The sequence below is a fragment of the Nocardioides aequoreus genome, assembly GCF_000720335.1.
Classification (GTDB): domain Bacteria; phylum Actinomycetota; class Actinomycetes; order Propionibacteriales; family Nocardioidaceae; genus Marmoricola; species Marmoricola aequoreus.
Genome location: NZ_JOJN01000003.1, coordinates 162,943 through 184,509 on the forward strand (window position 1 = coordinate 162,943; position 21,567 = coordinate 184,509).

The 21,567-nt window shown below is 75.5% G+C and carries 21 protein-coding genes and 1 pseudogene; 16 read left to right on the forward strand and 6 right to left on the reverse strand.

The window, feature by feature from the left end:
- Nucleotides 1-122: 122 nt before the first annotated feature.
- Genes IG63_RS0107210 through IG63_RS0107220 form a run of 3 tightly spaced genes read left to right on the forward strand, consistent with a single transcriptional unit; the run spans nt 123 to nt 3,216 of the window.
- Nucleotides 123-1,286 (forward strand): FUSC family protein, encoded by a 1,164-nt coding sequence (locus tag IG63_RS0107210; RefSeq protein ID WP_157210063.1) that lies wholly within the window; start codon nt 123-125, stop codon nt 1,284-1,286.
- Nucleotides 1,283-1,711: an SRPBCC family protein gene (locus IG63_RS0107215; protein WP_030483703.1), complete on the forward strand. Its 429-nt coding sequence runs from the start codon at nt 1,283-1,285 to the stop codon at nt 1,709-1,711. Before IG63_RS0107210 ends, IG63_RS0107215 begins: the two co-directional genes overlap by 4 nt.
- An 8-nt stretch (nt 1,712-1,719) precedes the next feature.
- Entirely contained in the window at nt 1,720-3,216 is a 1,497-nt protein-coding gene (locus IG63_RS0107220; protein WP_030483704.1) for a cryptochrome/photolyase family protein, read from the forward strand.
- 15 nt (nt 3,217-3,231) lie between these two features.
- Here IG63_RS0107220 and IG63_RS0107225 read toward each other — a convergent pair whose 3' ends face one another.
- Nucleotides 3,232-4,026 carry a TspO/MBR family protein gene (locus IG63_RS0107225; RefSeq protein ID WP_030483705.1) on the reverse strand — a complete coding sequence of 265 codons (795 nt, stop codon included), beginning with the start codon at nt 4,024-4,026 and terminating at the stop codon, nt 3,232-3,234.
- A 22-nt stretch (nt 4,027-4,048) separates the two neighbouring features.
- Here IG63_RS0107225 and IG63_RS0107230 point away from each other — a divergent pair, with 22 nt between their 5' ends.
- Entirely contained in the window at nt 4,049-5,017 is a 969-nt protein-coding gene (locus tag IG63_RS0107230) for an SDR family NAD(P)-dependent oxidoreductase (protein ID WP_030483706.1), read from the forward strand.
- A gap of 18 nt (nt 5,018-5,035) precedes the next feature.
- On the opposite strand, the gene IG63_RS0107235 is transcribed toward IG63_RS0107230, so the two are convergent.
- Entirely contained in the window at nt 5,036-6,010 is a 975-nt protein-coding gene (locus IG63_RS0107235) for a YihY/virulence factor BrkB family protein (protein WP_036194673.1), read from the reverse strand.
- A 118-nt stretch (nt 6,011-6,128) separates the two neighbouring features.
- Here IG63_RS0107235 and IG63_RS0107240 point away from each other — a divergent pair, with 118 nt between their 5' ends.
- Both IG63_RS0107240 and IG63_RS0107245 read left to right on the forward strand, forming a co-directional pair.
- Entirely contained in the window at nt 6,129-6,344 is a 216-nt protein-coding gene (locus tag IG63_RS0107240) for a hypothetical protein (protein ID WP_030483708.1), read from the forward strand.
- Between the two features lie 92 nt (nt 6,345-6,436).
- Nucleotides 6,437-7,492 carry a LacI family DNA-binding transcriptional regulator gene (locus tag IG63_RS0107245; RefSeq protein WP_030483709.1) on the forward strand — a complete coding sequence of 352 codons (1,056 nt, stop codon included), beginning with the start codon at nt 6,437-6,439 and terminating at the stop codon, nt 7,490-7,492.
- 31 nt (nt 7,493-7,523) lie between these two features.
- On the opposite strand, the gene IG63_RS0107250 is transcribed toward IG63_RS0107245, so the two are convergent.
- Together IG63_RS0107250 and IG63_RS0107260 are read right to left on the reverse strand one after the other, a co-directional pair.
- Entirely contained in the window at nt 7,524-8,801 is a 1,278-nt protein-coding gene (locus IG63_RS0107250) for an MFS transporter (protein WP_030483710.1), read from the reverse strand.
- A 9-nt stretch (nt 8,802-8,810) separates the two neighbouring features.
- The gene (locus IG63_RS0107260; protein ID WP_245604358.1) at nt 8,811-9,329 is read right to left on the reverse strand and encodes a hemerythrin domain-containing protein; all 519 of its coding nucleotides are present in this window, start codon (nt 9,327-9,329) and stop codon (nt 8,811-8,813) included.
- Between the two features lie 125 nt (nt 9,330-9,454).
- On the opposite strand from IG63_RS0107260, the gene IG63_RS0107265 reads away from it, so the two are divergent.
- From IG63_RS0107265 to IG63_RS0107300, 9 genes and pseudogenes are all read left to right on the forward strand, one after another.
- Nucleotides 9,455-9,862 (forward strand): TOBE domain-containing protein, encoded by a 408-nt coding sequence (locus IG63_RS0107265; protein WP_030483712.1) that lies wholly within the window; start codon nt 9,455-9,457, stop codon nt 9,860-9,862.
- Nucleotides 9,862-10,617: a molybdate ABC transporter substrate-binding protein gene (gene modA, locus IG63_RS0107270; protein WP_036194812.1), complete on the forward strand. Its 756-nt coding sequence runs from the start codon at nt 9,862-9,864 to the stop codon at nt 10,615-10,617. The genes IG63_RS0107265 and modA overlap by 1 nt, the downstream gene beginning before the upstream one ends.
- A 16-nt stretch (nt 10,618-10,633) precedes the next feature.
- Nucleotides 10,634-11,419: an ABC transporter permease gene (locus tag IG63_RS0107275; protein WP_036194674.1), complete on the forward strand. Its 786-nt coding sequence runs from the start codon at nt 10,634-10,636 to the stop codon at nt 11,417-11,419.
- Nucleotides 11,420-11,493: 74 nt separating this feature from the next.
- Nucleotides 11,494-11,895, forward strand: a pseudogene (locus tag IG63_RS23960) (ATP-binding cassette domain-containing protein); the annotation flags it as partial.
- Between the two features lie 225 nt (nt 11,896-12,120).
- Entirely contained in the window at nt 12,121-12,489 is a 369-nt protein-coding gene (locus tag IG63_RS23965; RefSeq protein WP_425411777.1) for a TOBE domain-containing protein, read from the forward strand.
- Between the two features lie 136 nt (nt 12,490-12,625).
- Nucleotides 12,626-13,336: a GAF and ANTAR domain-containing protein gene (locus IG63_RS0107285; RefSeq protein ID WP_036194677.1), complete on the forward strand. Its 711-nt coding sequence runs from the start codon at nt 12,626-12,628 to the stop codon at nt 13,334-13,336.
- A gap of 195 nt (nt 13,337-13,531) precedes the next feature.
- Complete coding sequence (locus IG63_RS0107290) at nt 13,532-15,424, forward strand: penicillin-binding transpeptidase domain-containing protein (protein WP_030483717.1); 1,893 nt, start codon at nt 13,532-13,534, stop codon at nt 15,422-15,424.
- Nucleotides 15,425-15,497: 73 nt separating this feature from the next.
- Nucleotides 15,498-16,400, forward strand: a complete 903-nt coding sequence (locus IG63_RS0107295) for an oxygenase MpaB family protein (RefSeq protein ID WP_030483718.1) — start codon at nt 15,498-15,500, stop codon at nt 16,398-16,400.
- Nucleotides 16,401-16,451: 51 nt separating this feature from the next.
- Entirely contained in the window at nt 16,452-17,750 is a 1,299-nt protein-coding gene (locus IG63_RS0107300; RefSeq protein WP_281174279.1) for an NAD(P)/FAD-dependent oxidoreductase, read from the forward strand.
- A gap of 4 nt (nt 17,751-17,754) precedes the next feature.
- Here the strand turns inward: IG63_RS0107300 and IG63_RS0107305 are convergent, their stop codons facing one another.
- Together IG63_RS0107305 and IG63_RS23255 are read right to left on the reverse strand one after the other, a co-directional pair.
- The gene (locus IG63_RS0107305; RefSeq protein WP_211249245.1) at nt 17,755-19,284 is read right to left on the reverse strand and encodes a glycerol-3-phosphate dehydrogenase/oxidase; all 1,530 of its coding nucleotides are present in this window, start codon (nt 19,282-19,284) and stop codon (nt 17,755-17,757) included.
- On the reverse strand, nt 19,281-19,883 hold the full coding sequence (locus IG63_RS23255; protein ID WP_030483721.1) for a TetR/AcrR family transcriptional regulator: 603 nt from the start codon (nt 19,881-19,883) through the stop codon (nt 19,281-19,283). The genes IG63_RS0107305 and IG63_RS23255 overlap by 4 nt, the downstream gene beginning before the upstream one ends.
- A 17-nt stretch (nt 19,884-19,900) precedes the next feature.
- On the opposite strand from IG63_RS23255, the gene IG63_RS0107315 reads away from it, so the two are divergent.
- The gene (locus IG63_RS0107315) at nt 19,901-21,490 is read left to right on the forward strand and encodes an FAD-binding oxidoreductase (protein WP_245604359.1); all 1,590 of its coding nucleotides are present in this window, start codon (nt 19,901-19,903) and stop codon (nt 21,488-21,490) included.
- The last annotated feature ends 77 nt before the right edge of the window (nt 21,491-21,567 follow it).

Here is a 21,567-nt window from a genome sequence, read left to right on the forward strand (position 1 = left end):
GACGCTAGGGACGGCGTGACCCGGGGCACAGTCCAGACTCCGAAGACCCGCCCTCCGCCCGGTGCCCACCTGCCCGGTCGGGCAGGTGACCGGAGCGTCGTGACTCTGGGTACCGTCCGTCGGTGACGAGTCGGAGCCGCGCGGAGCAGATGCGCTACCTGGGGCGCCGGGTCGACCCGGTGCGCGTGGTCGACCAGGTGCAGATCGTGAAGACCGCCGTGGCCGGCGGGCTGGCGTGGTGGCTGGCGACCGACGTGGGTCACCTCGACCAGGCCTTCCTCGCACCGTGGGCGGCGGTGCTGGTGGTGCACTCGACGGTCTACAAGACCGTCTCGCGCGGCACCCAGCAGGTCGCGGCCACCTTCTTCGCGGTCTTCCTCGCCTTCAGCGCCGGCACCCTCTTCGGCATCGAGCCCTGGAGCCTCGGTCTGGTGATCCTGGTCGGCTTCATGATCGGGCAGCTGCCCTGGGTCAAGGAGGAGGCCGGGACGATCGCCACCACCGGGCTGGTGACGCTGGCCACCGGCTCCACGGACCAGATGGACCTGCTCTCCAGCCGGCTGGTCGACACCGCTGTCGGCGTCCTGGTCGGTCTCGCGGTCAACCTGCTGGTCTGGCCGCCGCTGCGCGACCGGGCCGCCTGGTCGCACGCCGAGCAGCTCCCGCGGCAGCTGGCCAGGGTGCTGCGCGCCATGGCCGACGGCGCGGGCGACGGGCTCACCAGCGAGGAGACCGACGGCTGGGTGCGCGACCTCCGGCGGGTCGACCTGCACATCGACCAGGCGTGGCGGCTGCTGTGGCAGGCGCGCGAGAGCGGCCGCTTCAACCCCCGCCGCTCCCGGCCCACCGGCTGGGGTGAGCTCAAGCAGCTGCTGCACGAGCTCGAGCAGGGGGTGGCCGAGACCCTGAGCATCGCGCGCACGATGCGGCGCAGCGTCGAGGAGCGCACGCCGTGGGACCCCGACTTCCGCGAGCGCTGGTGCCGGCTGGCCGCCGAGGTGGCCGAGCGCTCGGTCGCCGACGACGTCGAGGGTCTGCTGCGGCTCACCGGCGAGCTCGACCAGCTGGCCCACGAGCTGGCGCAGGCCTCGCTCCCGCCCGAGCGCTGGCGGCAGTACGGCGCGCTGGTGATGAACCTGGCCAACGTGCACGAGTCGCTGAGCCGGGCGACCCGGGCGGCCGTGGAGGCGACGCCCGACCGGCGCCGGAGCAGGCGCTACCCGCTCCCGGGCGAGCAGCGGGAGGCCCGGTTGTCGCGCGGTGGCGCGGGTACGGACGGGGCATGAGGCTCGAGCGCACCGTCGAGACGTCCGCACCGCCCGAGAGGGTCTTCGCCTACCTCTCCGACTTCACCAACACGGTGGAGTGGGACCCGGGCACGGTCAGCACGACGCGGCGCAGCGGCGACGGTGGCGTCGGCACGGTCTACGACAACGTCTCGGAGTTCAACGGCCGCGAGACCGAGCTCGTCTACGAGGTGGTGCGGTACGAGCCCCCGCGCCTGGTGCAGCTGCGCGGGGAGAACAAGACCGTCACGGCCGTCGACACCGTCGAGGTGCGTCCGCTCGGCGAGGGGTCGAGCGTCACCTACACCGCCGACTTCACCTTCAAGGGCCTCGCCAGGCTGGCGGTCCCCTTCCTCGGCAGGGCCTTCGCCCGGCTCGGCGACGAGGCCGAGACCGGTCTGCGCGAGGCCCTGGCCAAGCTCTAGGAGCCCGCATGGCCCGGCAGACCACGCGCTGGCTCTTCGGGGACCAGCTCGGCGACCACTTCACCGACGACCACGACGGCGACTTCCTGCTCGTGGAGAGCAAGCGGGTCTTCGCCCGGCGCCGCTTCCACCGGCAGAAGGCGCACCTGGTGCTCTCGGCGATGCGGCACCGCGCCGCCGAGCTGGGCGAGCGCGCGTCGTACCGCCGCGCCGAGACCTACGTCGACGGGCTGGGACGCCGCACCCGCGACCTGCAGGTGGTGCACCCCACGTCGTGGGCGGCGGTGCGCTTCGTGCGCCGGCTCGCCGAGGAGCGGGAGATCGAGCGGCTCCCGGCCCGGGGCTTCGTCACCAGCATGGACGACTTCGCCGCCTGGGCCGGGGGACGGGGCAGCAGGGGCTTGCTGATGGAGGACTTCTACCGCGACGCGCGGCGCCGCCACGAGGTGCTCATGGACGGCGCCGACCCGGTCGGCGGGCGGTGGAACCTCGACCACGACAACCGCGAGCCGCCGCCGAAGGACGCCGACTCGCTGGGGCTCGACCCCCCGCCGTGGCCGGAGGAGGACGAGATCGACGCGGAGGTGCGGCGCGACCTCGACCGCTGGGAGGCCGACGGCGAGGTCTCCTTCCTCGGCCGTGACGGACCCCGGCTCTTCGCCGCCACCCGGGCCGAGGCGCAGGCGGTGCTCGACCACTTCGTGCAGCACCGGCTCCCCGCCTTCGGCCCCCACGAGGACGCCGTGCTGGAGGGCGACGACTGGATGGCGCACTCGCTGCTCTCGGCACCCATGAACCTCGGGCTGCTCGACCCGCTGGAGGTCGTGCGCCGCGCGGAGGCGGCGTACGTCGCCGGCGAGGCGCCGCTCAACAGCGTGGAGGGCTTCTGCCGCCAGGTGATGGGCTGGCGCGACTACGTGTGGCACCTCTACTGGCACCTCGGCGAGGACTACCGCCGCAGCAACAAGCTGCAGCAGCGCCGCTCGATCCCCGACTGGTGGCAGGAGCTCGACGGCTCCGCGACCCGCGCCCGCTGTCTCTCCCACACCCTCGACGGCGTGGCCGAGCACGGCTGGGTGCACCACATCCCGCGGCTGATGGTGCTCGGCTCCTACGCGCTGCAGCGGGGCTGGGCCCCCGACCAGCTGACCGACTGGTTCCACCGCGCCTTCGTCGACGGCTACGACTGGGTGATGGTGCCCAACGTCGTCGGGATGAGCCAGCACGCCGACGGCGGGGTGATGGCGACCAAGCCCTACACCAGCGGCGGCGCGTACCTGAAGAGGATGACCGACCACTGCGGCTCCTGCGAGCTGCGGCCGGACGTCCGGGTGGGCGAGGACGCCTGCCCCTTCACCGCGGGCTACTGGTGGTTCCTGCACCGCCAGCGCGAGCGGCTGCAGGGCAACCACCGCATGGGGCGCCCGCTGCAGGGGCTCGACCGGCTCTCCGACCTCGCCGCCCTCGTCGAGCAGGAGGAGTCGCGGGGCTCCGACCCGCCCTGAGCGGGCCCGGGTGACTCAGAAGGCGGCGACGTCGCGGCGCACCGGGCTGTGCGCGACACGATTGAGCGCGAGCGGGGCTAGCAGCGCCACCGTCGCGGCCGCCAGGGCCGCGATCGCGACCAGGTCGGAGGGCGGCTCGTCGGCGAGGCGGCCGTAGGCGATCCAGCCGAGGCCCCACGCGAGGGCGGCGGCCACCGAGAGCCGGGCGCCGAGCCGGTAGGCGTAGAGCACCGACACCGCCGCCACGACCGCGAGGACCGCGACGGCGGCCGCGGGGCCGGGGGCGCTGCCGCTGTCGGTCGCCGCGGCGAAGACGTTGGCGCAGGTGGCCACGCTGACCCAGCCGAGGTAGAGCCCGAAGGTGCCGTCGAGGACCACCCGCTCGACCACGCCGCGAGGGCCGACGCCGGTGAGGCGGCGCACCAGCTCGACGAGCGTCGCCAGCAGGGCGACGATCACCACGACGCTGCCCCAGATCCAGCCCTGCTGGGTCACCAGCAGCCAGGTGGCGTTGAGCACCATCGAGGCGGCGGCCAGCCAGCCCGTCGACCGCACCCGCGGGTCGGTGGCGCGGGAGGGCAGCCACTGCCACACCGTGTACGCCGCCAGGCCGGCGTACACGACCGACCAGATGGAGAAAGCCGGACCGGCGGGGGCCAGCAACGTGGCGTCGGCCGCCAGCGCACCGCCCGAGGTGCGGTCGACCTCGGTGCCCAGCACGCCCACCCCGACCAGCGTGCCGATGACGCAGAAGACCTCGGCCACGGTGACGGTGACCTGGCGCACCCGGTCGGTGGTGGTGGCGGACATGCCCCAGGGGTACCACGGAGCCATGAGCCCACTCCCCGTGCCGCTGGCCCGCGGCCTCGACACCCTGCTCGACCGGGCGGTCGTCCCCGGTTTCACCCGGATCGGCCCCGCCGTCCGCCGCCGGCTGCCGACCTGGCCCGCCGACCCGGTGCCGGGCGCGCTGGCCGGCCGCACCGCGGCCGTGACCGGGGCCAGCTCGGGGCTCGGCATCGCGGCGGCGGAGGGGATGGCCAGGCTCGGCGCCTCGCTGCTGCTCGTGGTGCGCGACACCGAGAAGGGCGAGCGCGTGCGTCGCGAGCTGCTCGCGCGGGTGCCGGGCGCCGACGCCACGGTGCTGCGCTGCGACGTCGGCGACCTCGACGACGTGCGCCGCTTCGCCGCCGAGCTCCCGGTCGAGCGCCTCGACGTGCTGGTGCACAACGCCGGGGCGCTGCCCGCCGAGCGCACCGAGTCGGCCCAGGGGCACGAGCTGACCATGGCGCTGCACGTGCTCGGACCGGTGCTGATGACCGACCTGCTGCTGCCGCGGCTCTCCGGCCACGACGCCCGGGTGGTCTTCGTGACCAGCGGCGGCATGTACGGCCAGCGGCTGCGGCCCGACGACCCGGAGTACCGGCGCGGCGACTACTCCGGCACCACGGCGTACGCCCGGAGCAAGCGAGCCCAGGTCGAGCTGATGCCGTTGCTCGACGCGCGGTGGGCGCCGCACCGGCTGGGCGTCTACGCCACCCACCCGGGCTGGGCGGACACCCCAGGGGTCGCCGACTCGCTGCCCGGCTTCGACAAGGTCATGGGACCGCTGCTGCGCACCCCGGACTCGGGGGCAGAGACCACCGTCTGGCTGGCCGCCGTCGACCCGCGCCCGGCCTCGGGCGGGCTGTGGCACGACCGCCGCGAGCGGCCCGAGCACCTGCTGCGCCGGACGCGCTCCCGCCCGGGTGACCCCGAGCGGATGCTGCAGTGGGTGCGCGAGCAGACCGGGCTCGAGTGACGCCCTGACCGGCCGGCGTCAGACCTCGACGCCGTGCGGGCGGCCTGGGTCGTCGTCGGCGGGCTCGGGGCGCCCGGCGCGGATCGCCTCGAGCTGGGCGCAGACGGCGGCGCCGTAGAAGAGGGCGATCGCCGACATCAGCGACCACACCAGCAGCGCCACGACCCCGGCGAGCGGGCCGTAGACGTCGCCGAAGGCGGGGCTGGCGCGCACGTAGATCGTCAGTCCGGCCGTGGCGAGCGCCGAGAGCACCACGGCGAGGCCGGCGCCGAGAGCGAGCCAGCTCAAGCCCGGCTGCCGCCGGCGCGGCGCGTGGTCGAGCACCACGGAGATCGCCGTGACCAGCAGCGCGACGCCGACCGGCCAGCGCAGCACCTCGAACCACCTCACCGTGGAGCGCTCCCAGCCATAGAGCTCGACCAGCCCGTCGGCGACCGCACCGCCGCCGACCAGGAGCACGAAGCCGACCCCCACGGGCACGGCGAGCACCACGGTCATCACGGCGGCCCGGCCGTACTTCCACAGGGCCGGGCGGTCCCGACGGATGCCGTAGATTCGGTTGGTGCCCCGCTCGATCTGTGCCACGGCGGTGGTCATCGAGGCCAGGGCCAGGGCGAGGCCGAGGGCCAGGGCGATCTCCCCCGCGTCCTCGCTGCCCTCGCCGCCGGAGTCGAGCGCCGAGGCCAGTGCGTCGCCGTCGCCCGAGCCCGGCGAGAGCGCGTCGACGACCAGCGCCAGCATCCGCGCGGGCTTCTCGGCGTCGAGGTCGAAGGCCAGGCCGGTGAGCGCGAGCACGAAGGGCAGCACCGAGAGGCAGCCCTGGATCGCCAGCGCCCGCGAGCTGGAGAAGCCGTCGCCGTAGCGGAAGCGCACGAAGGAGTCGACCAGCAGCTGACGCAGCCCCACGCGGCGTACGACGTGCCAGGCGTCCTCGGCGTCGAGCTCCTCGCCGTCCATCTCGGTGGTCACCGGGACGAGACGGGCGGTGGTCACGGCGTGAGCATAGGCAACCCCGGACGGTGGGCGTCGGCGGTCGCGGCCTCGGCCTACTTGACCGGTACAGCAGTGTCTGACACTGTACCGGTACAGCCCACATCCACCGGAGGAACCCATGACCGGCTTCGACCCCCTCGCCGCCGCCCTCGCCAAGGAGGTGAGCGGCGACCTCGCCCTCAGCGCGCTGCCGGACGCCCCCGTGGTGCCCGACCGCCTCCCCCGGGTACGCCGGGTGCCCCGCGCGCGGCTGCGCCTCGCCGCGGCGCTGCACCGCGTGGCCACGGCCGTGGAGCCAGCCCCGCCGGCGCCGCGGTGCCGCCCGGCGCACTGACCACACCGGCCGCCCGGCCCGGACCCGGCGCTATCGTCGGCGACGACACGGTGGGTCCCGGAGGTCCAGGCACGAGCGGCGTGGGAGGTGCGGTGGCGCGGGTCACGTTGCAGACGATCGCCGACCGCGTCGGCGTCAGCCGGATGACCGTGTCCAACGCCTTCTCGCGACCCGACCAGCTCTCCGCCGAGCTGCGGGCGCGGGTGCTCGCCGCTGCCGAGGAGCTCGGCTACACCGGCCCCGACCCCCGCGCCCGCTCGCTGGCCACCGGCAGCAGCGGCTCGATCGGGGTGCTCCTCTTCGACTCGCTGCGCGTCGCCTTCACCGACGACGTGGCCATCGCCTTCATCGGCGCCATCGCCGACGGCCTCAACGACACCGGCCGCGCGCTCACGCTGCTCACCTCGACCGACGTCGACCGGGCTCCCGGCGCCGGCATCCCCGCCCGCGACGTCCCCCTCGACGCCGCGATCGTCTACTCCTGCGACCCCGACGCCCCCGGCACGCACTGGCTGCTCAAGCGGCGGCTGCCGCTGGTGATGGTCGACCAGGTGCACCGCGAGGGCCACGCGCACGTCAACATCGACGACCGTGGCGGGGCGCGGGCCGCCGCGCAGCACCTGGTCGACCTCGGGCACCGCCGCATCGCGTTGGTCTCCTTCGCCGTGACGGGCGAGGGCGGGCCGCGCGACGTCGCCGAGCTCTCCGCGGGCTACGTCTCGCGCGAGCGCGTGCTGGGCTGGACCGACGCCCTGACACCCGCCGGCATCGACCCGCTCGTCGTCCAGCACCTCGAGCGGGGTCCGGTCCTCGAGGAGGGGCTGGTGCCCGCGCTGCTCGACCGGGACGACCCGCCGACCGCCGTGCTCTGCTACTCCGACGCGGTCGCCGCCGCGCTGGTGACGGCCCTGGCCGACCGCGGCGTCCGCGTGCCCGACGACGTCTCCGTCGTGGGCTACGACGACAGCCCGCTCGCCGTGCGCGTGCGCCCGGCGCTGACCACCGTGCGGCAGGACGTCGTCGCCAAGGGCCGCGCGGCCGTCGCCGCCCTGCTGGCCCAGCTCGACGACCCCGACTCCCTGCCCGCCGACGTGGTGCTCCCCACCGAGCTCGTCGTCCGCGACAGCACCGCACCGCCACCGCGCTGACCCCCTGGCGTGCGCGGAGGGCCGAGTCGGGTCAGGCGACCTTGCGGGCGACGACCTCGCTGACGCGGTAGCGCACGAAGGCGGGGAAGGCGACGGCGGCGGTGACGGTCAGCAGCACCACGAGCACGCCACCCCCGCCGGCCGCGACCGCGGTGCCGACGGAGACCGCGACCGCGCCGTGGAGCACGTCGGCCACCCGTGGTCCGCCCACGACCACCACGGTGAAGACGCCCTGCAGCCGCCCGCGCACGGCGTCGGCGGCCGCGGTCTGCAGCATCGAGGTGCGGAAGGCGGCGGAGACCATGTCGGCGGCCCCGCCGACGACGAGCATCAGCACGGCGAGGGTGAGCATCGCCGCGGGTGCGACCGGGGCGAGCAGCACGGCGAGACCGAAGCCGGTCATCGCGAGCCCCCAGACCACGATCGCGCTGATCACCGCCAGGCCGTGGCGGTCGACCCGCGAGACCCAGCCGGAGAAGACCCCGCCGAGGACCGCACCGATCGGGATCCCGGCGAAGAGCAGCGCGAAGGCCAGCCCGCCGCTCTCGGGACCGCCGAAGTCGACGTGCGCGATCTCGGGGAAGAGCGCCCGCGGCATGCCGAAGACCATCGCGATGATGTCGACGACGAAGCTCATCAGGAGCACGGGCTGGGAGCGCAGGTAGCCGAACCCGTCGATGACCCCCTTGAGCCCGATGCTGCCGACCTGCCCCTCGATGGGGAGGGCGGGCAGGGCGACCACGGCCAGCAGCGTGGGCAGCAGCGAGACCGTGTCGATCAGGTAGAGCCAGGCGAAGCCGGTGAAGGGGATCAGCACGCCCGCCACGAGCGGCCCGGCGATGGCGCCAGCCTGCATCACGGTCATGCTCAGCGCGTTGGCCGAGGGCAGCAGCTCGGCCGGCAGCAGCCGGGGGAGCACGGCCGCCCTGGTCGGCTGGTTGACCGCGAAGAAGGCCTGCTGCACCGAGAAGAGCGAGAGCAGCAGCCACACGTTCTGCGAGCCCGTCACCGCGAAGACCCAGAAGAGCGCCGCGGTCACGATCAGGCCGAGCGTGGTGACCACCAGCAGGGTGCGGCGGTCGAGCACGTCGGCCAGTGCGCCGCCCCAGAGGCCGAAGACGACGAGCGGCACCAGGCCGAAGACGCCGGTCAGCCCGACGTACGCCGAGGAGCCGGTGAGCTGGTAGATCTGCGCCGGCACCGCGACGACGGTGAGCTGCGCGCCGACGACGGTGACGATGTTGGCCAGCCAGAGCCGCCGGAAGTGGCGCTCGCGCAGCGGCCGGGTGTCGGCCAGGAACGACCTCACGCGGTCGGCTCAGTGCCCATCGAGGAGCGCCCTCACCTGCTCGACGCTGCCGCAGCCCTCGTCGAGCAGCCGGGCCCGCTCGGCGAGCCAGGCCTCGCCCAGCCGGGCGCGGTCGGCGTCGCCGACGTCGGAGCGCGCGGGGTTGAGGATGTCGCGCTCCTCCTCGTCGAGGTGGTGCAGCAGGGTCTCGGAGAGCTCGTGGACGAGGTGGCTGAAGTCGTCGTCGTAGAGCTCGGTGGCCTCCAGCAGCGGCAGCAGCGCCTGGTAGATGTCGCGGTGCTCCTCCTCGCCGTGCTCGGCCTCGTCCTCGTCGATGGCGTCCTTGCGCTCCAGCTGCGGGTAGACGCGGGCCTCCTCGGCCTCGCCGTGGGCGACGAGCACCTCCGAGAGCAGCGCGCGCAGCGCGTCGCGGTCGTTCTGGTCGTTGCGCCGCTCGCGCAGGATCTCTTCGAAGAGGCGGTGGTCGGCCAGGATCAGCTCGACCACGTCGCCCTGGTCGGGACGCGGGATCTCGGGAAGCACGCTCACGAGCCTAGGGTTCCCCGTCGGTCCGGCGCTCACCCCTCCCGTCGACTCCGCTCACTGAGGCGCACCTGCGGGCAGAGATCACGGATCGGACCGCACCTGCGGATCGGTGCGCTACCGTACGCCGCATGCCGACGTACCCGGTCCGACAGGCGGCGGAGCTGCTCGGCGTCAGCGACGACACCGTGAGGCGCTGGGCCGACGGCGGCCGGCTGGCCACGAGCCGCAACGACGCGGGCCGCCAGGTGGTCGACGGTGTGGCGCTGGCCGAGCTGGCGCAGGAGCTCGCGGCCACGGGCGAGCAGCCGGAGCCGGGGCCGATCGTGCGGGCCTCGGCCCGCAACCGGCTGGTCGGCCTGGTGACCCGGGTGGTGCGCGACACCGTGATGGCGCAGGTGGAGATCCAGGCCGGCCCCTTCCGGATCGTGTCCCTGATGAGCCGCGAGGCGGCCGACGACCTGGCGCTGGAGCCGGGGGTCCTGGCGGTCGCGAGCGTGAAGAGCACCAACGTCGTCGTCGAGGTCCCGGAGGCGTGATGCGTCGAGCACTGGCCGTCCTGTCCCTGTCCCTGTCGCTGCTGCTGCCGCTCGCCGCCTGCGCGTCGGCCGGGTCGCAGGACGAGCAGACCCTGCGGGTCTTCGCGGCGGCGTCGCTGACCGAGTCCTTCGAGAGCCTCGCGGAGTCCTTCGAGGCCGAGCACGACGGCGTCACCGTGGAGCTCAACCTCGGCCCCAGCTCCGGGCTCGCCGAGCAGATCGCGAGCGGGGCCCCGGCCGACGTCTTCGCCTCGGCCTCGCCGACCAACATGCAGGACCTGCGGGACGACGGGCTGGTCACCGAGGCGGTCGACTTCGCCACCAACAGCCTCGAGATCGCGGTGCCGCCCGGCAACCCCGGCGGGGTCGCCTCCGTGGAGGACCTCGCCGACCCCGAGGTCAAGGTCGCCGTGTGCGAGGCCGACGTGCCCTGCGGCGTCGTCGCCGCGGAGGTGCTCGACCAGGCCGGGCTCGACGTGGCGCCCGTGACCGAGGAGGTCGACGTGAAGTCGGTGCTGACCAAGGTCACCCTCGACGAGGTCGACGCCGGCCTGGTCTACGTCAGCGACGTGGTCGCGGCCGGCGACGACGTCGAGGGCGTCGAGATCCCCGCGGAGCTCAACAGCGCCACGACCTACCCGATCGCCGCGCTCGAGGACGCCGCCGACCCCGACCTGGCGCGGGAGTGGGTCGACCTGGTCACCTCCGAGCAGGGGCAGCGGGTGCTGCGCGACGCCGGCTTCGGGGCCCCGTGAGCCTGTCGAGCCGCGCGTGAGCCCGCGCACCCCGTGGGCGCTGCGCGTGCCCGCGACCCTCGCCGTCCTGCTCCTGCTGCTGCCGCTGTCCGGCCTGCTGCTGCGGGCGCCGTGGCGCGACCTCCCGGCCATCCTGGCCGGCGACCAGGTGCGCGACGCCCTGTGGCTCTCCCTGGTCTGCGCCACGCAGGCGATGCTGCTCTCGGTGGTGCTCGGCGTGCCGCTCGCCTGGGTCCTGGCGCGCTCGGAGGCGCGAGGGGTGCGGCTGCTGCGGGCGCTGGTGACGCTGCCGCTGGTGCTGCCCCCGGTCGTCGGCGGCATCGCGCTGCTGCTGGCCTTCGGGCGCAACGGCGTGGTCGGGCGCTATCTGGAGGCGTGGTTCGGCCTGTCCATCCCCTACACCACCACGGCGGTCGTGCTCTCCGGCACCTTCGTCGCCATGCCCTTCCTGGTGGTGGCGGTGGAGGGTGCCTTCCGCTCCGCGGACCGGGGGTACGACGAGGCCGCCGCGACACTCGGCGCCGACCGCCTCACCACGCTGCGGCGGGTCACGCTGCCGCTGCTGCGACCGGCCCTGGTGGCGGGCGCGGTGCTCTGCTGGGCGCGTGCGCTGGGGGAGTTCGGCGCCACCATCACCTTCGCGGGCAGCATCCAGGGCACCACCCGCACGATGCCGCTGGAGATCTACCAGGAGTTCCAGAGCGACCCCGACACCGCGATCGTGCTATCGCTGGTGCTGCTCACGGTCTCGGTCGCGGTGCTCTTCGCGCTGCGCGGACGCTGGGTGGGGGGCTCGGCATGAGCGCCGCGGTGGGGGGCCTGCGCCTGGCCGGCAGCTGCCGCCGCGGCTCCTTCGAGCTGGCGCTCGAGGTCGAGGTCGCGCCCGGCGAGGTGCTCGGCGTGCTCGGCCCCAACGGCGCCGGCAAGTCGACACTGCTGCGGGCCGTCGCGGGGCTCGAGGAGCTGGCCGCGGGTGAGGTCGCGGTCGGCGGCGAGACCTGGCAGCGCGACCGCGAGGTCCGCCCGGCCCACGAGCGGCGGGCCGGCGTGGTCTTCCAGGACTACCGGCTCTTCCCGCACCTCAGCGTGCTCGACAACGTCGGCTTCGGCATCGCCGGGCGGCGTGCGGCCGCGCGGCAGCACGCCGCGGCGTGGCTCGAGCGACTCGGCCTCGCGCCCCTCGCGGGTCGGCGTCCCGCGCAGCTCTCGGGGGGCCAGGCGCAGCGGGTCGCCCTCGCGCGGGCGCTCGCCCGCGACCCGCAGGTGCTGCTCCTCGACGAGCCGATGGCGGCGCTCGACGCGGGCGCCCGGCTCGACGTCCGCGGCTTCCTGGGCACCCACCTCGCCGACTTCGCGGGTCCGACCGTGCTGGTGACCCACGACCCGCTCGAGGCGATGGTGCTGGCCGACCGGATGCTCGTGGTCGAGCAGGGCCGCCTGGTGCAGGTCGGCACGCCGCACGAGGTCGCCGCCCGGCCCGTGTCGGCGTACGTCGCCCGGCTGATGGGCCTGAACCTCTGGCGGGGCCACCACGATGCCGGGCGCGTGGCGCTCGCGGGCGGCGGCAGCCTCGTGGTCGCCCCCGAGGCGCCGCTGCCACCCGGGGCGGTGCTGGTCTCGGCCCGCCCCAGCAGCATCGGCCTGCACCGCCAGCGACCCGACCTGGGCAGCGCCCGCAACGTGTGGCCCGGGCGGGTCGCGACGATGGAGCGGCTGGGGGAGCGGGTGCGGCTGCAGCTGACCGGGTCTCCCGAGGCCCTGGTCGACCTGACCGCCGCCGCGGTCGCCGAGCTGCGCCTGGCGCCCGGGGAGCAGGTGTGGCTCTCGGTGAAAGCGACCGAGCTGACGGCCTACCCGGACGCCGCGGGCTGACGGCGGGTGGACCCCGCGGTCGTTGCCGCCGACCACCGAACGGGCGCGGCGTCCGGGTGTCGTGTCAAGATGCCCCCTGCTGTCGCATCGAGAGCCCGGTACGACCGCTCCTGAAGCGTTGAGGAGGGGAGCCACCATGTCGACACCGTTCGCACCGGAGCTGCTGACCACGTTCCGCACGCTCGCCGAGGTCGTCTACTCCGGCGACTCGCACACCAGCGTGCAGGAGTCGCTGTGCCACGCCGCGGTCGAGCTCGTCGAGGGCTGCGACCACGCCTCGCTGATGGTGAGCCGCCACGGGCGGGTGCGCACCGCGGCGGCCTCCGACGACGTGGCGCTGGCCGCCGACGCCCTGGAGCTGGAGCTCGGGGAGGGTCCCTGCCTCGACGCCATCGACGACGACGAGCCCGACGCGCACTTCTGCAACGACCTGCGGGACGGCTGCCGCTGGCCCGGCCTGGCCCACCGCCTGCGCGCGGACCTCGGTCTCGAGGGCATGGCGGGCTTCCGGATCCGCCAGGACGGCCAGAAGGTCGGGGCCCTCAACATCTTCAGCGACACCGTCGGCGGGCTGCGCCCGATCTCGCTCGACCAGGCCTCGCTGCTCTCCTCCTTCGCCTCCGTCGCCCTCTCCGCGGCCGATCGAGGCAAGGAGGCCAGCACGCTGCGCCTGGGGCTGGAGAGCAACCGCGAGATCGGCAAGGCCGTGGGCCTGCTGATGGCGATGCACGAGGTCGACGCCGACGAGGCCTTCGGGCTGCTCGCCAAGGTCTCCCAGGAGATGAACCTCAAGGTCGCCGACGTCGCGGCCCAGCTGATCTCCAAGCACCAGCCGCAGTCGCGCTGAGACTCCAGCGACCGCTCTGCGGACACCCGGTGTCAGGCGGTGCGACCGGGGGTACGTGCCGGATGGTCGAGCAGCCGGCCCCTCGAGACCTGTGTCGCGCCGGCCGCCCTTCCGCCGTCGGTCGGTCGGCGTGACACAGACCATCGCACCCCGACGGGGGCTTCCCGGGTGTCGCCGACGTGGTCGAATCCCTCCATGTCCCCCCACACCGCCCTCCGTCGCCCGACGGTCGTCCACACCGGCGCCCTCGCCGGTGCCGTCCTGCTGGTGACCGGTGTGCTGGGCGGCTGCACCGCGCCCTGGGACGACACCGACGAGGTGCGCGCCGCCGCCGAGCAGGCGGCGGCGGCCTTCAGCGCCGGCACCGCCGAGGAGGCGCCGCTGACCGACCGCGAGGCGTCGGCGGCGGCGTACGACGAGGTGGTGGCGGGCCTCGGCGCCGATCCCTCGGTCTCGGTCACCGACGCCGAGAGCGTCGACGACGGCGGCCGCGCCACGCTGCGCTGGAGCTGGGACCTCGGCGCCGGCACCTGGCAGTACGACGCCGAGGTCGACCTGGCCCAGGCGGGCGACGCCTGGCAGGTCACGTGGGACCCCGCGCTGGTCGCCCCCGACCTCGAGGCCGGGGACCGCCTGGTGGCCACCCGCGAGGCCGCCGCCCGCGGCGACGTGCTGGGTGCGGACGACGAGGTGCTGGTGGAGCCGCGCCCGGTGGTGCGGGTCGGGGTCAGCAAGGAGGGGCTGCGGCCGCGCCAGGCCGTGGCCGCGGCGCGCGAGGTGGCCGGGCTCGTCGACGTCGACGCGGCGGCGTACGCCGAGCGGGTGCGCCGGGCCGGCGACCGTGCCTTCGTGGAGGCCGTCGTGCTCCGTGCGGGCGACCTCGACGACGCGCAGCGCGACCGGCTCGACGCCGTCGAGGGCGCTCTGCTGGTCACCGACACGCTGCCGCTCGCGCCCAGCCGCGACTTCGCGGCCGCGCTGCTCGGCTCGGTGGGCGAGGCGACCGCCGAGATCGTGGAGGAGAGCGACGGGCGGGTGCGGGCGGGCGACGAGGTGGGCGTCTCCGGGCTGCAGCGGCGCTACGACGAGCAGCTCGCCGGCACCGCCGGGGTCACGGTCGAGCGGGTCCCGGAGGAGGGCGAGGCCGAGCGGCTCTGGGCGGTCGAGCCCGTGGCGGGCACACCGCTGCGCACCTCGCTCGACCGCGGCCTGCAGGCCCGGGCGCAGCAGGTGCTGGCCGACGTGGGCCCGGCCAGCGGCCTGGTCGCGCTGCGCCCGAGCACGGGTGAGGTGCTGGCCGCGGCCAGCGGGCCCGGCTCCGAGGGCTACAACACCGCGACCTTCGGGCAGTACGCGCCCGGCTCGACCTTCAAGGTGGTCAGCAGCCTGGCGCTGCTGCGCGACGGCCTCACGCCGCAGAGCACGGTGCCGTGCCCGGCGACGACCTCGGTCGACGGCCGCACCTTCGAGAACTACGACGACTACCCCGCCTCCGGGATCGGCGAGATCACCCTGGAGACCGCGGTGGCCAACTCGTGCAACACCGCCTTCATCTCCCAGGCGGAGCGGCTCGGCGACGACGACCTCGCGCAGGCGGCGGCCGCCCTCGGGGTCGGCGTCGACCAGGAGGTCGGCTTCCCGGCGTACTTCGGCCAGGTGCCGACCGCCGAGACCGCCACCGGGGCGGCGGCCGACATGATCGGCCAGGGCACCGTGCTGGCCTCGCCGCTGGCCATGGCCACCGTGGTCGCCTCGGTCGCCGCCGGCGAGACGGTGCTCCCGCGGCTGCTGCCGGAGGTCGAGGTGACCCCGACGCGGCCGGAGCAGCCCCTGACCGCGCCCGAGGCGCGCGGGCTGCAGCGGATGCTGGCCGCCGTGGTCGAGCGGGGCAGCGGCACCGCGCTGCAGGGACTGGCGACCTACGCCAAGACCGGCACGGCGGAGTACGGCGAGGAGCAGCCACCCCAGACCCACGCCTGGATGATCGCCGCCCGCGACGACCTCGCCGTCGCCGTCTTCGTGGAGACCGGCGACTCCGGCTCCGCCACGGCCGGGCCCCTCCTGCGCGGCTTCCTCGCCGCTCCCTGACCCCCCGCCGCCCCCTGAGGCCGGGTCGGCGGAGGGGTGTCGCGACGACGTTGACAGCAGTACTGTCATCGTCATGCCGCGCTTCGTGCCCCGCCGCCACTGGGCGCGCCGGAGCATGCGGCTGGACCCGGTGGACGACGCGCGCGAGATCCTGCTGGGGGTGGCCGCGCACGACTACCCGTGGGACACGGTGCAGGCGCTGTCGTTCGCGCTCTTCCGGACCTACGCCGTGCCGTCGATCGGTGGGCTGCTCGCCCGCACCGGCGAGTTCACCGAGCGGGTGCAGAAGCGCTACGACGACACCGGGCTGCTCCTCGAGGAGGTGCAGCGGCACGGGCTCGACCACGGCCGGGGTCGCCAGGCCGTCCGGCGGGTCAACCAGATGCACGCGCGCTACGACATCTCCGACGACGACATGCGCTACGTGCTGGCGACCTTCGTCGTGGTGCCGAAGCGGTGGATCGACGCGTGGGGCTTCCGGCCGCTGACCGAGCACGAGGTCGCTGCCAGCGTGCACTACTACCGCGAGCTCGGCCGCCACATGGCGATCCGCGACCTGCCGGAGGACTTCGACGGCTTCGCGCGCCTGCTCGACGACCACGAGGCCGCGCACTTCGCCCACGACCCGGGCGCCCGTCGCGTGGCCGACTCGACGCTGCGGCTGATGACGACCTTCCCGCCCGGCTCCTGGCTCCCCGCACCCGTCGTACGCCGCTTCGCCTTCGCGCTGATGGACGAGCCGCTGCTGCGGGCGCTCGGCTACCCGCTGCCCGCGCCCTGGGAGCGCCTCGTCGTACGCCGGGCGATGCGGGCGCGCGCGCTGGTGCTGCGGCTGCTGCCCAGCCGGGGCCGGCCCAAGTGGGCCAGCGACTTCGGCTGGTTCCGCAGCTACCCCCAGGGCTACGACGTCGACCGGCTCGGCACCTTCGCGCCGGTGAGCCCGGTCGGGGCCGCCTCGTCGGAGGCGCCCGCCTGACCTCCTGGTCTGGACCAAGCCGTCGGCGATCCGTCAGGCACGTGTGGGGGCCTGGCGGCTGGGAGATACTCGCACTCTATGGACGCCTCTGACGTGGCCGACGTGGCCGTGGTCGGTGCCGGCGTCGCAGGTCTCGCATGTGCCCGGCTGCTCGACGAGGCCGGCCTGGCCGTGCGGGTCCTGGAGCGCTCCGGCCGCGTCGGGGGCCGGGTCGGCACCGACGTCGTCGACGGCTTCCGCTGCGACCGCGGGCTGGCGTGGATCGACGCCGCCCACCCGGTGCTGCGCGACGTCCTCGACGTGGCCGCGCTCAACCCGCGTCCGATCGAGCGGGGCCTGGTCATCGCCCACCCCGAGGGCTACCGGATCCTGCAGGGCTCCCACGCCGCCCTCGTGCACAGCATCCGCGGCGGGCTCGGGCAGCCGCAGGACATCGCCCGGCTGCTGCGGTGGAGCGAGCCGATGCGGCGCGCGCCGGAGCGCATCGCGGCCGGCGCCGACATGACGCTGGAGGAGTCGCTCGACCGGCACGGGCTCGAGGGCCGGCTCCGCGAGGAGGTGCTCCGCCCCGCCTTCCGGCTGCTCTTCGGCGACGAGGACCTGCGCACCTCCTACCAGTACGCGATGACCACGCTCCAGCGGCTGCGCGACGGCCGCCCCTCGCTGCCGGCCCTCGGGATGCAGTCGCTGCCCGACCAGCTCGCGCTGGCGCTGAGCGTGCGGGTCGAGGTGGGGGTGACGGTGCACGGCGTACGCCGCGACGACGGCGACGGCGTCACGCTCACCACCGACGCCGGCGAGCTGCGCGCCCGCACCGTCGTCGTCGCCACCGAGCCGCTGGTGGCCTCGCAGCTGCTGGGGATCGGCGCCCCGGCGATGCGGGCGGTGGCGACGTGGTGGTTCGCCATGCCCACGCCGCCCACGACGCTCAAGACGGCCTTCGTCAACCCGCTCGGCGCGACGGGCGGACCGCTCTCGCACGCGCTCGTGGTCTCCAACGTCGCCCCCCGCTACGCGCCGCCCCAGCAGGCCCTGGTCGCCGCGACGTCGGTGCCGCTGCCCGACCACGAGGCGGGGGCCGAGACCGAGGACGCCGTCCGTCGGCAGCTCGGCGAGCTCTTCCACGCCGACACCTCCTCGTGGCAGCTGGTGACCCGGCACGCCCACCAGGCGGCGTGGCCGGCGGCGCGCCCGCCCTACATCGCCGGCCGCGAGGTCGACCTGGGCGACGGCGTCTTCGTCGCCGGCGACCATCGCGAGCACCCCGGCATCGCCGGGGCCCTGACCAGCGGCCTCCGCGCCGCCCGCGCCGTCCGCGACAGCCTGGTCGGACCCGCCGGGGCGGTGTAGCCCCTCAGCCGGGCGACGGCCGTGCGAGGTCGAGCGCGCGGCGGGCGGCGGGCCGGAGCGCCTCGGCGTCCGCCGCCACCAGCCCCACCCGGGTACGCCGCTCGAGCAGGTCCTCGACCGAGCGGGCCGCCTCGTGGGTGACGCCGAAGACCAGCTCGGCCAGCGTCACCGCGGTGCCGGGCGCCGCGGGCCCGGTCAGCTCCGCGAGCGGGAGGCCGGTGGTCGTGGCGGCCGACGCCACGACGTCGGCGGCCTCGCTGCCGAAGCGACGGACCAGCCGCGCGGTCGCGCCGGTCGGCCCGGTGGCCGGCGCGGCCCCGACCAGGGGCAGCGCGCGGGTGCGGCACGGCGCCGCGGTCAGTCCGGCCACCCGGACGGCGGTGTCGACCGCGTCCTGCGCCATCCGCCGGTAGGTGGTGAGCTTGCCGCCGACGACGGTGACGACGCCGCCGTGGGTGAGCACGGCGTGCCGCCGGGAGAGGTCGGCGCTCGCCCCCCCGCCGCCGAGCAGTGGTCGGAGCCCGGCGAAGGCGCCCACCACGTCGTCGTGGGTGGGCGGGCGCTCGAGCACGGGGCCGAGCACGCGCAGCAGGAAGTCGACGTCGGCCTCGGGCACGGCGGGCACGTCCTCGACGGCGTCGACGGGCTCGTCGGTGAGGCCGGCGTACACCAGGCCGTCGGGCTGGGGGAGCGCGAAGACGAAGCGGCTGCGGGAGCCCGGCACCGGCGCCATCACCGCGCTCGTGCCGGGCACGGCGCCGGCCCGCAGCACCACGTGCGTGCCCCGGCTCGGTCGCAGGCTCGCGCCCGGCACCAGTCCGCCGGCCCACACGCCGGTGGCGTTGACCACCACGCGGGCGCGCACCCGCAGCGTGTCCCCGGTGCGGGCGTCGGTCAGGGTGGCGCCGGTCGCGTCGAGCGCGTCGGCGCGCACGCCGGTGCGCACCACGGCCCCCTCGCGCACGGCGGTCCGGGCGACGGCGAGCACCAGCCGCGCGTCGTCCTCGAGCTGGCCGTCCCACGAGAGCAGCGACCCCCGCAGGCCGTCACGGCGTACGCCGGGGGCGAGCGCCGTCGTCTCGGCGACGCCGAGGCGTCGCGGTCGCGGGAGCGTCGAGCGTCGTGTGCCGGCGGCCAGGCGCAGCAGGTCGCCCGCGCGCAGGCCGCTGGCGGTGAGCAGGGCGTCGGCGCGCCCGACCCGGTCGTGCAGCGGCAGGACCATCGGCAGCGCCCGGACCAGGTGCGGCGCGGTGCGCTCCATCAGCACCCCGCGCTCGACCGCGCTCTCGTGGGCGACGCCGACCTGGCCGTGGGCGAGGTAGCGCAGGCCGCCGTGCACGAGCTTGGAGCTCCACCGGCTGGTGCCGAAGGCGACGTCGTGGGCGTCGACCGCCAGCACGCGCAGCCCGCGCGCGGCGGCGTCGAGGGCGACCCCGGCGCCGGTGATGCCGAGGCCGACGACCAGCACGTCGGTGTCGTCGGCCAGGTGGTCGGGCAGGTCGTCGAGGCCGCTCCCGAGGGCGGGGAGGCTCACGAGAGGTAGCCCCGCACCAGCGCGCGCAGCTGCTCGTCGTACGCCGTCACGTCGGCGTCGCGCCCACCTGGGCCCGTCTCCGGCGCCGCCATCGTGTGCGCGGAGAGCAGGAAGCCCTGGCTCGCCAGCAGCAGGGAGCGCGCGAGCAGGGCGGGGTCGCCCGGCCGGACCGCGCCGGTGCGCTGCGCGCCGGCGATCGTGTCGGCGAGCAGGCCGGCGAGCAGCTCCTGGCTGCGACCGCGGCGGTCGAGCAGGTAGGGCAGCAGCGTCTCGGGGTCGACGTCGACGATCCGGCGCAGCAGCGGGTCGGCCCGCAGCGCCGCGACGACGGCGACCACCGCGTCGGCGACCTCCTCGGCGCTCCCGGCCGACGTGCCGTCGAGGGCCCGCTCGACCGTGCGCGCCCACTCGCGCGTCATCAGGTCGGCGAGCAGCGTGCCGGTGTCGGGCCAGCGCCGGTAGAGCGTCATCCGGCTGACGCCGGCACGGCGGGCGACGTCGGTGAGGGTGGTGCGGCTCCAGCCCACCGCGAGGATGGCCTCGCGGGCCGCGTCGAGGTAGCGGTCCTCGGGCGACACGGTGTGACGGATGGACGTCATGTGTCACACTGTAACGCATGACGCCCGAGCGCCCCGCCACCACCGCCCCCGAGATGCACTGGTCGCGCTGGGGCGTGCCCGAGCGCGAGGCGCCGCTGCCCGAGGCGGCCCACGCCCTCGTCGACGCCTTCCTCGGCACCCGCGACACCCCGGCCGTCGCCGAGGAGGCCGTCGCGCTGAGCGTGCCGCTCGCCGGGGCCCTGCTCGACGGGCTGCGGGAGCTCGTGGGAGCCGAGCACGTGCACGTCGACCCGGCCACGAGGCTGCGACGCACCCGCGGCAAGTCGACGCCCGACCTGCTGCGGCTGCGCGCCGGCGACGGCACCGACTCGCCCGACGCCGTCGTCCGGCCGGGCTCGCACGACGAGGTCGCCGCCGTCCTGGCCTGGGCGGCCGAGCACCGCGTGGCGGTCGTGCCCTTCGGGGGCGGCACCTCGGTGGTCGGCGGCCTGCAGGCCCGGCGCGAGGGCTACGCCGGCGTGGTCAGCCTCGACCTGCTGCGGCTCGACCGCCTGCTCGCGGTCGACGACGTCTCGATGACCGCGACCCTCGAGCCGGGCCTGCGCGGCCCGCAGGCCGAGGCGCTGCTCGCGGCGCACGGACTGACGCTCGGTCACTTCCCCCAGAGCTTCGAGCACGCCACGATCGGGGGCTTCGCCGCCACGCGCTCCTCCGGCCAGGCCTCCAGCGGCTACGGCCGCTTCGACGCGCTGGTGCTCGGGCTGCGGGTCGCGACCCCCGTGGGCGAGCTGGTGCTCGACCGCGGTCCGGCCACGGCCGCCGGGCCCGACCTGCGCCAGGTGCTGCTCGGCTCCGAGGGCGCGCTCGGCGTCATCACCTCCGTCACCGTGCGCGTGCGCCCCGTGCCCGACACCCGGCTGCACGAGCGCTGGCGCTTCGGCTCCTTCGCCGAGGGCACGGCGGCGCTGCGGGCGCTCGCGCAGTCCGGCACGACCCCGACCGTGCTGCGGCTCAGCGACGAGACCGAGACCGCGGTCAACCTCGCCACCCCCGACCAGGTCGGCGGCGAGTCCGCCGGCGGCTGCCTGGTGGTCGTGGGCCACGAGGGCACCCTGGCCGCCGTCGCCGCGCGGCGTACGGCGTGCGCGGCGGTGCTCGCCGAGGCCGGCGGCACCCTGCTCGGCGAGGACCACGCCTGGGAGCGCGGGCGCTACGACGGCCCCTACCTGCGCGACGCGCTGCTCGACGTCGGCGTGCTGGTGGAGACCCTCGAGACGGTCACCTGGTGGTCGCGGCTGCACGAGGTGTACGACGCGGTGCGCGCCGCCCTCACCGGCTCGCTCGGCGAGGCGGCGCTGGTGCTCTGCCACGTCTCCCACGTCTACGAGACCGGCGCCTCGCTCTACTTCACCGTCGCGAGCGCCCGGGGCGACGACCCGCTGGCGCGGTGGCAGGAGGCCAAGCGGGCGGCGTCCGACGCGATGCTCGCCCACGGCGGCTCCATCACCCACCACCACGCCGTGGGTCGCGACCACCGCCCCTGGCTCGAGCAGGAGGTCGGCCCCGTCGGCGTCCGCATGCTCCGCGCCCTCAAGGCCGAGCTCGACCCCGCCGGCGTGCTCAACCCCGGCATCCTCGTCCCCTGACCCCCGACCCGCCTGAAATGCGCGCCGACCCGCCCCAGATGTACGCCGACCCGCCTGAGATGTACGCCGACCCGCCT

What these genes read in the sequence shown, in the direction of transcription:
- IG63_RS0107220 (WP_030483704.1), top strand. Translation starts at nt 1,720, where the DNA reads ATGGCCCGGCAGACCACGCGCTGGCTCTTCGGGGACCAGCTCGGCGAC.
- IG63_RS0107290 (WP_030483717.1), top strand. Translation starts at nt 13,532, where the DNA reads ATGTCCCCCCACACCGCCCTCCGTCGCCCGACGGTCGTCCACACCGGC.
- IG63_RS0107295 (WP_030483718.1), top strand. Translation starts at nt 15,498, where the DNA reads ATGCCGCGCTTCGTGCCCCGCCGCCACTGGGCGCGCCGGAGCATGCGG.
- IG63_RS0107315 (WP_245604359.1), top strand. Translation starts at nt 19,901, where the DNA reads ATGACGCCCGAGCGCCCCGCCACCACCGCCCCCGAGATGCACTGGTCG.
- modA (WP_036194812.1), top strand. Translation starts at nt 9,862, where the DNA reads ATGCGTCGAGCACTGGCCGTCCTGTCCCTGTCCCTGTCGCTGCTGCTG.
- IG63_RS23965 (WP_425411777.1), top strand. Translation starts at nt 12,121, where the DNA reads ATGGGCCTGAACCTCTGGCGGGGCCACCACGATGCCGGGCGCGTGGCG.
- IG63_RS0107285 (WP_036194677.1), top strand. Translation starts at nt 12,626, where the DNA reads ATGTCGACACCGTTCGCACCGGAGCTGCTGACCACGTTCCGCACGCTC.
- IG63_RS23255 (WP_030483721.1), bottom strand. Translation starts at nt 19,883, where the DNA reads ATGACGTCCATCCGTCACACCGTGTCGCCCGAGGACCGCTACCTCGAC.
- IG63_RS0107215 (WP_030483703.1), top strand. Translation starts at nt 1,283, where the DNA reads ATGAGGCTCGAGCGCACCGTCGAGACGTCCGCACCGCCCGAGAGGGTC.
- IG63_RS0107225 (WP_030483705.1), bottom strand. Translation starts at nt 4,026, where the DNA reads ATGTCCGCCACCACCACCGACCGGGTGCGCCAGGTCACCGTCACCGTG.
- IG63_RS0107230 (WP_030483706.1), top strand. Translation starts at nt 4,049, where the DNA reads ATGAGCCCACTCCCCGTGCCGCTGGCCCGCGGCCTCGACACCCTGCTC.
- IG63_RS0107240 (WP_030483708.1), top strand. Translation starts at nt 6,129, where the DNA reads ATGACCGGCTTCGACCCCCTCGCCGCCGCCCTCGCCAAGGAGGTGAGC.
- IG63_RS0107265 (WP_030483712.1), top strand. Translation starts at nt 9,455, where the DNA reads ATGCCGACGTACCCGGTCCGACAGGCGGCGGAGCTGCTCGGCGTCAGC.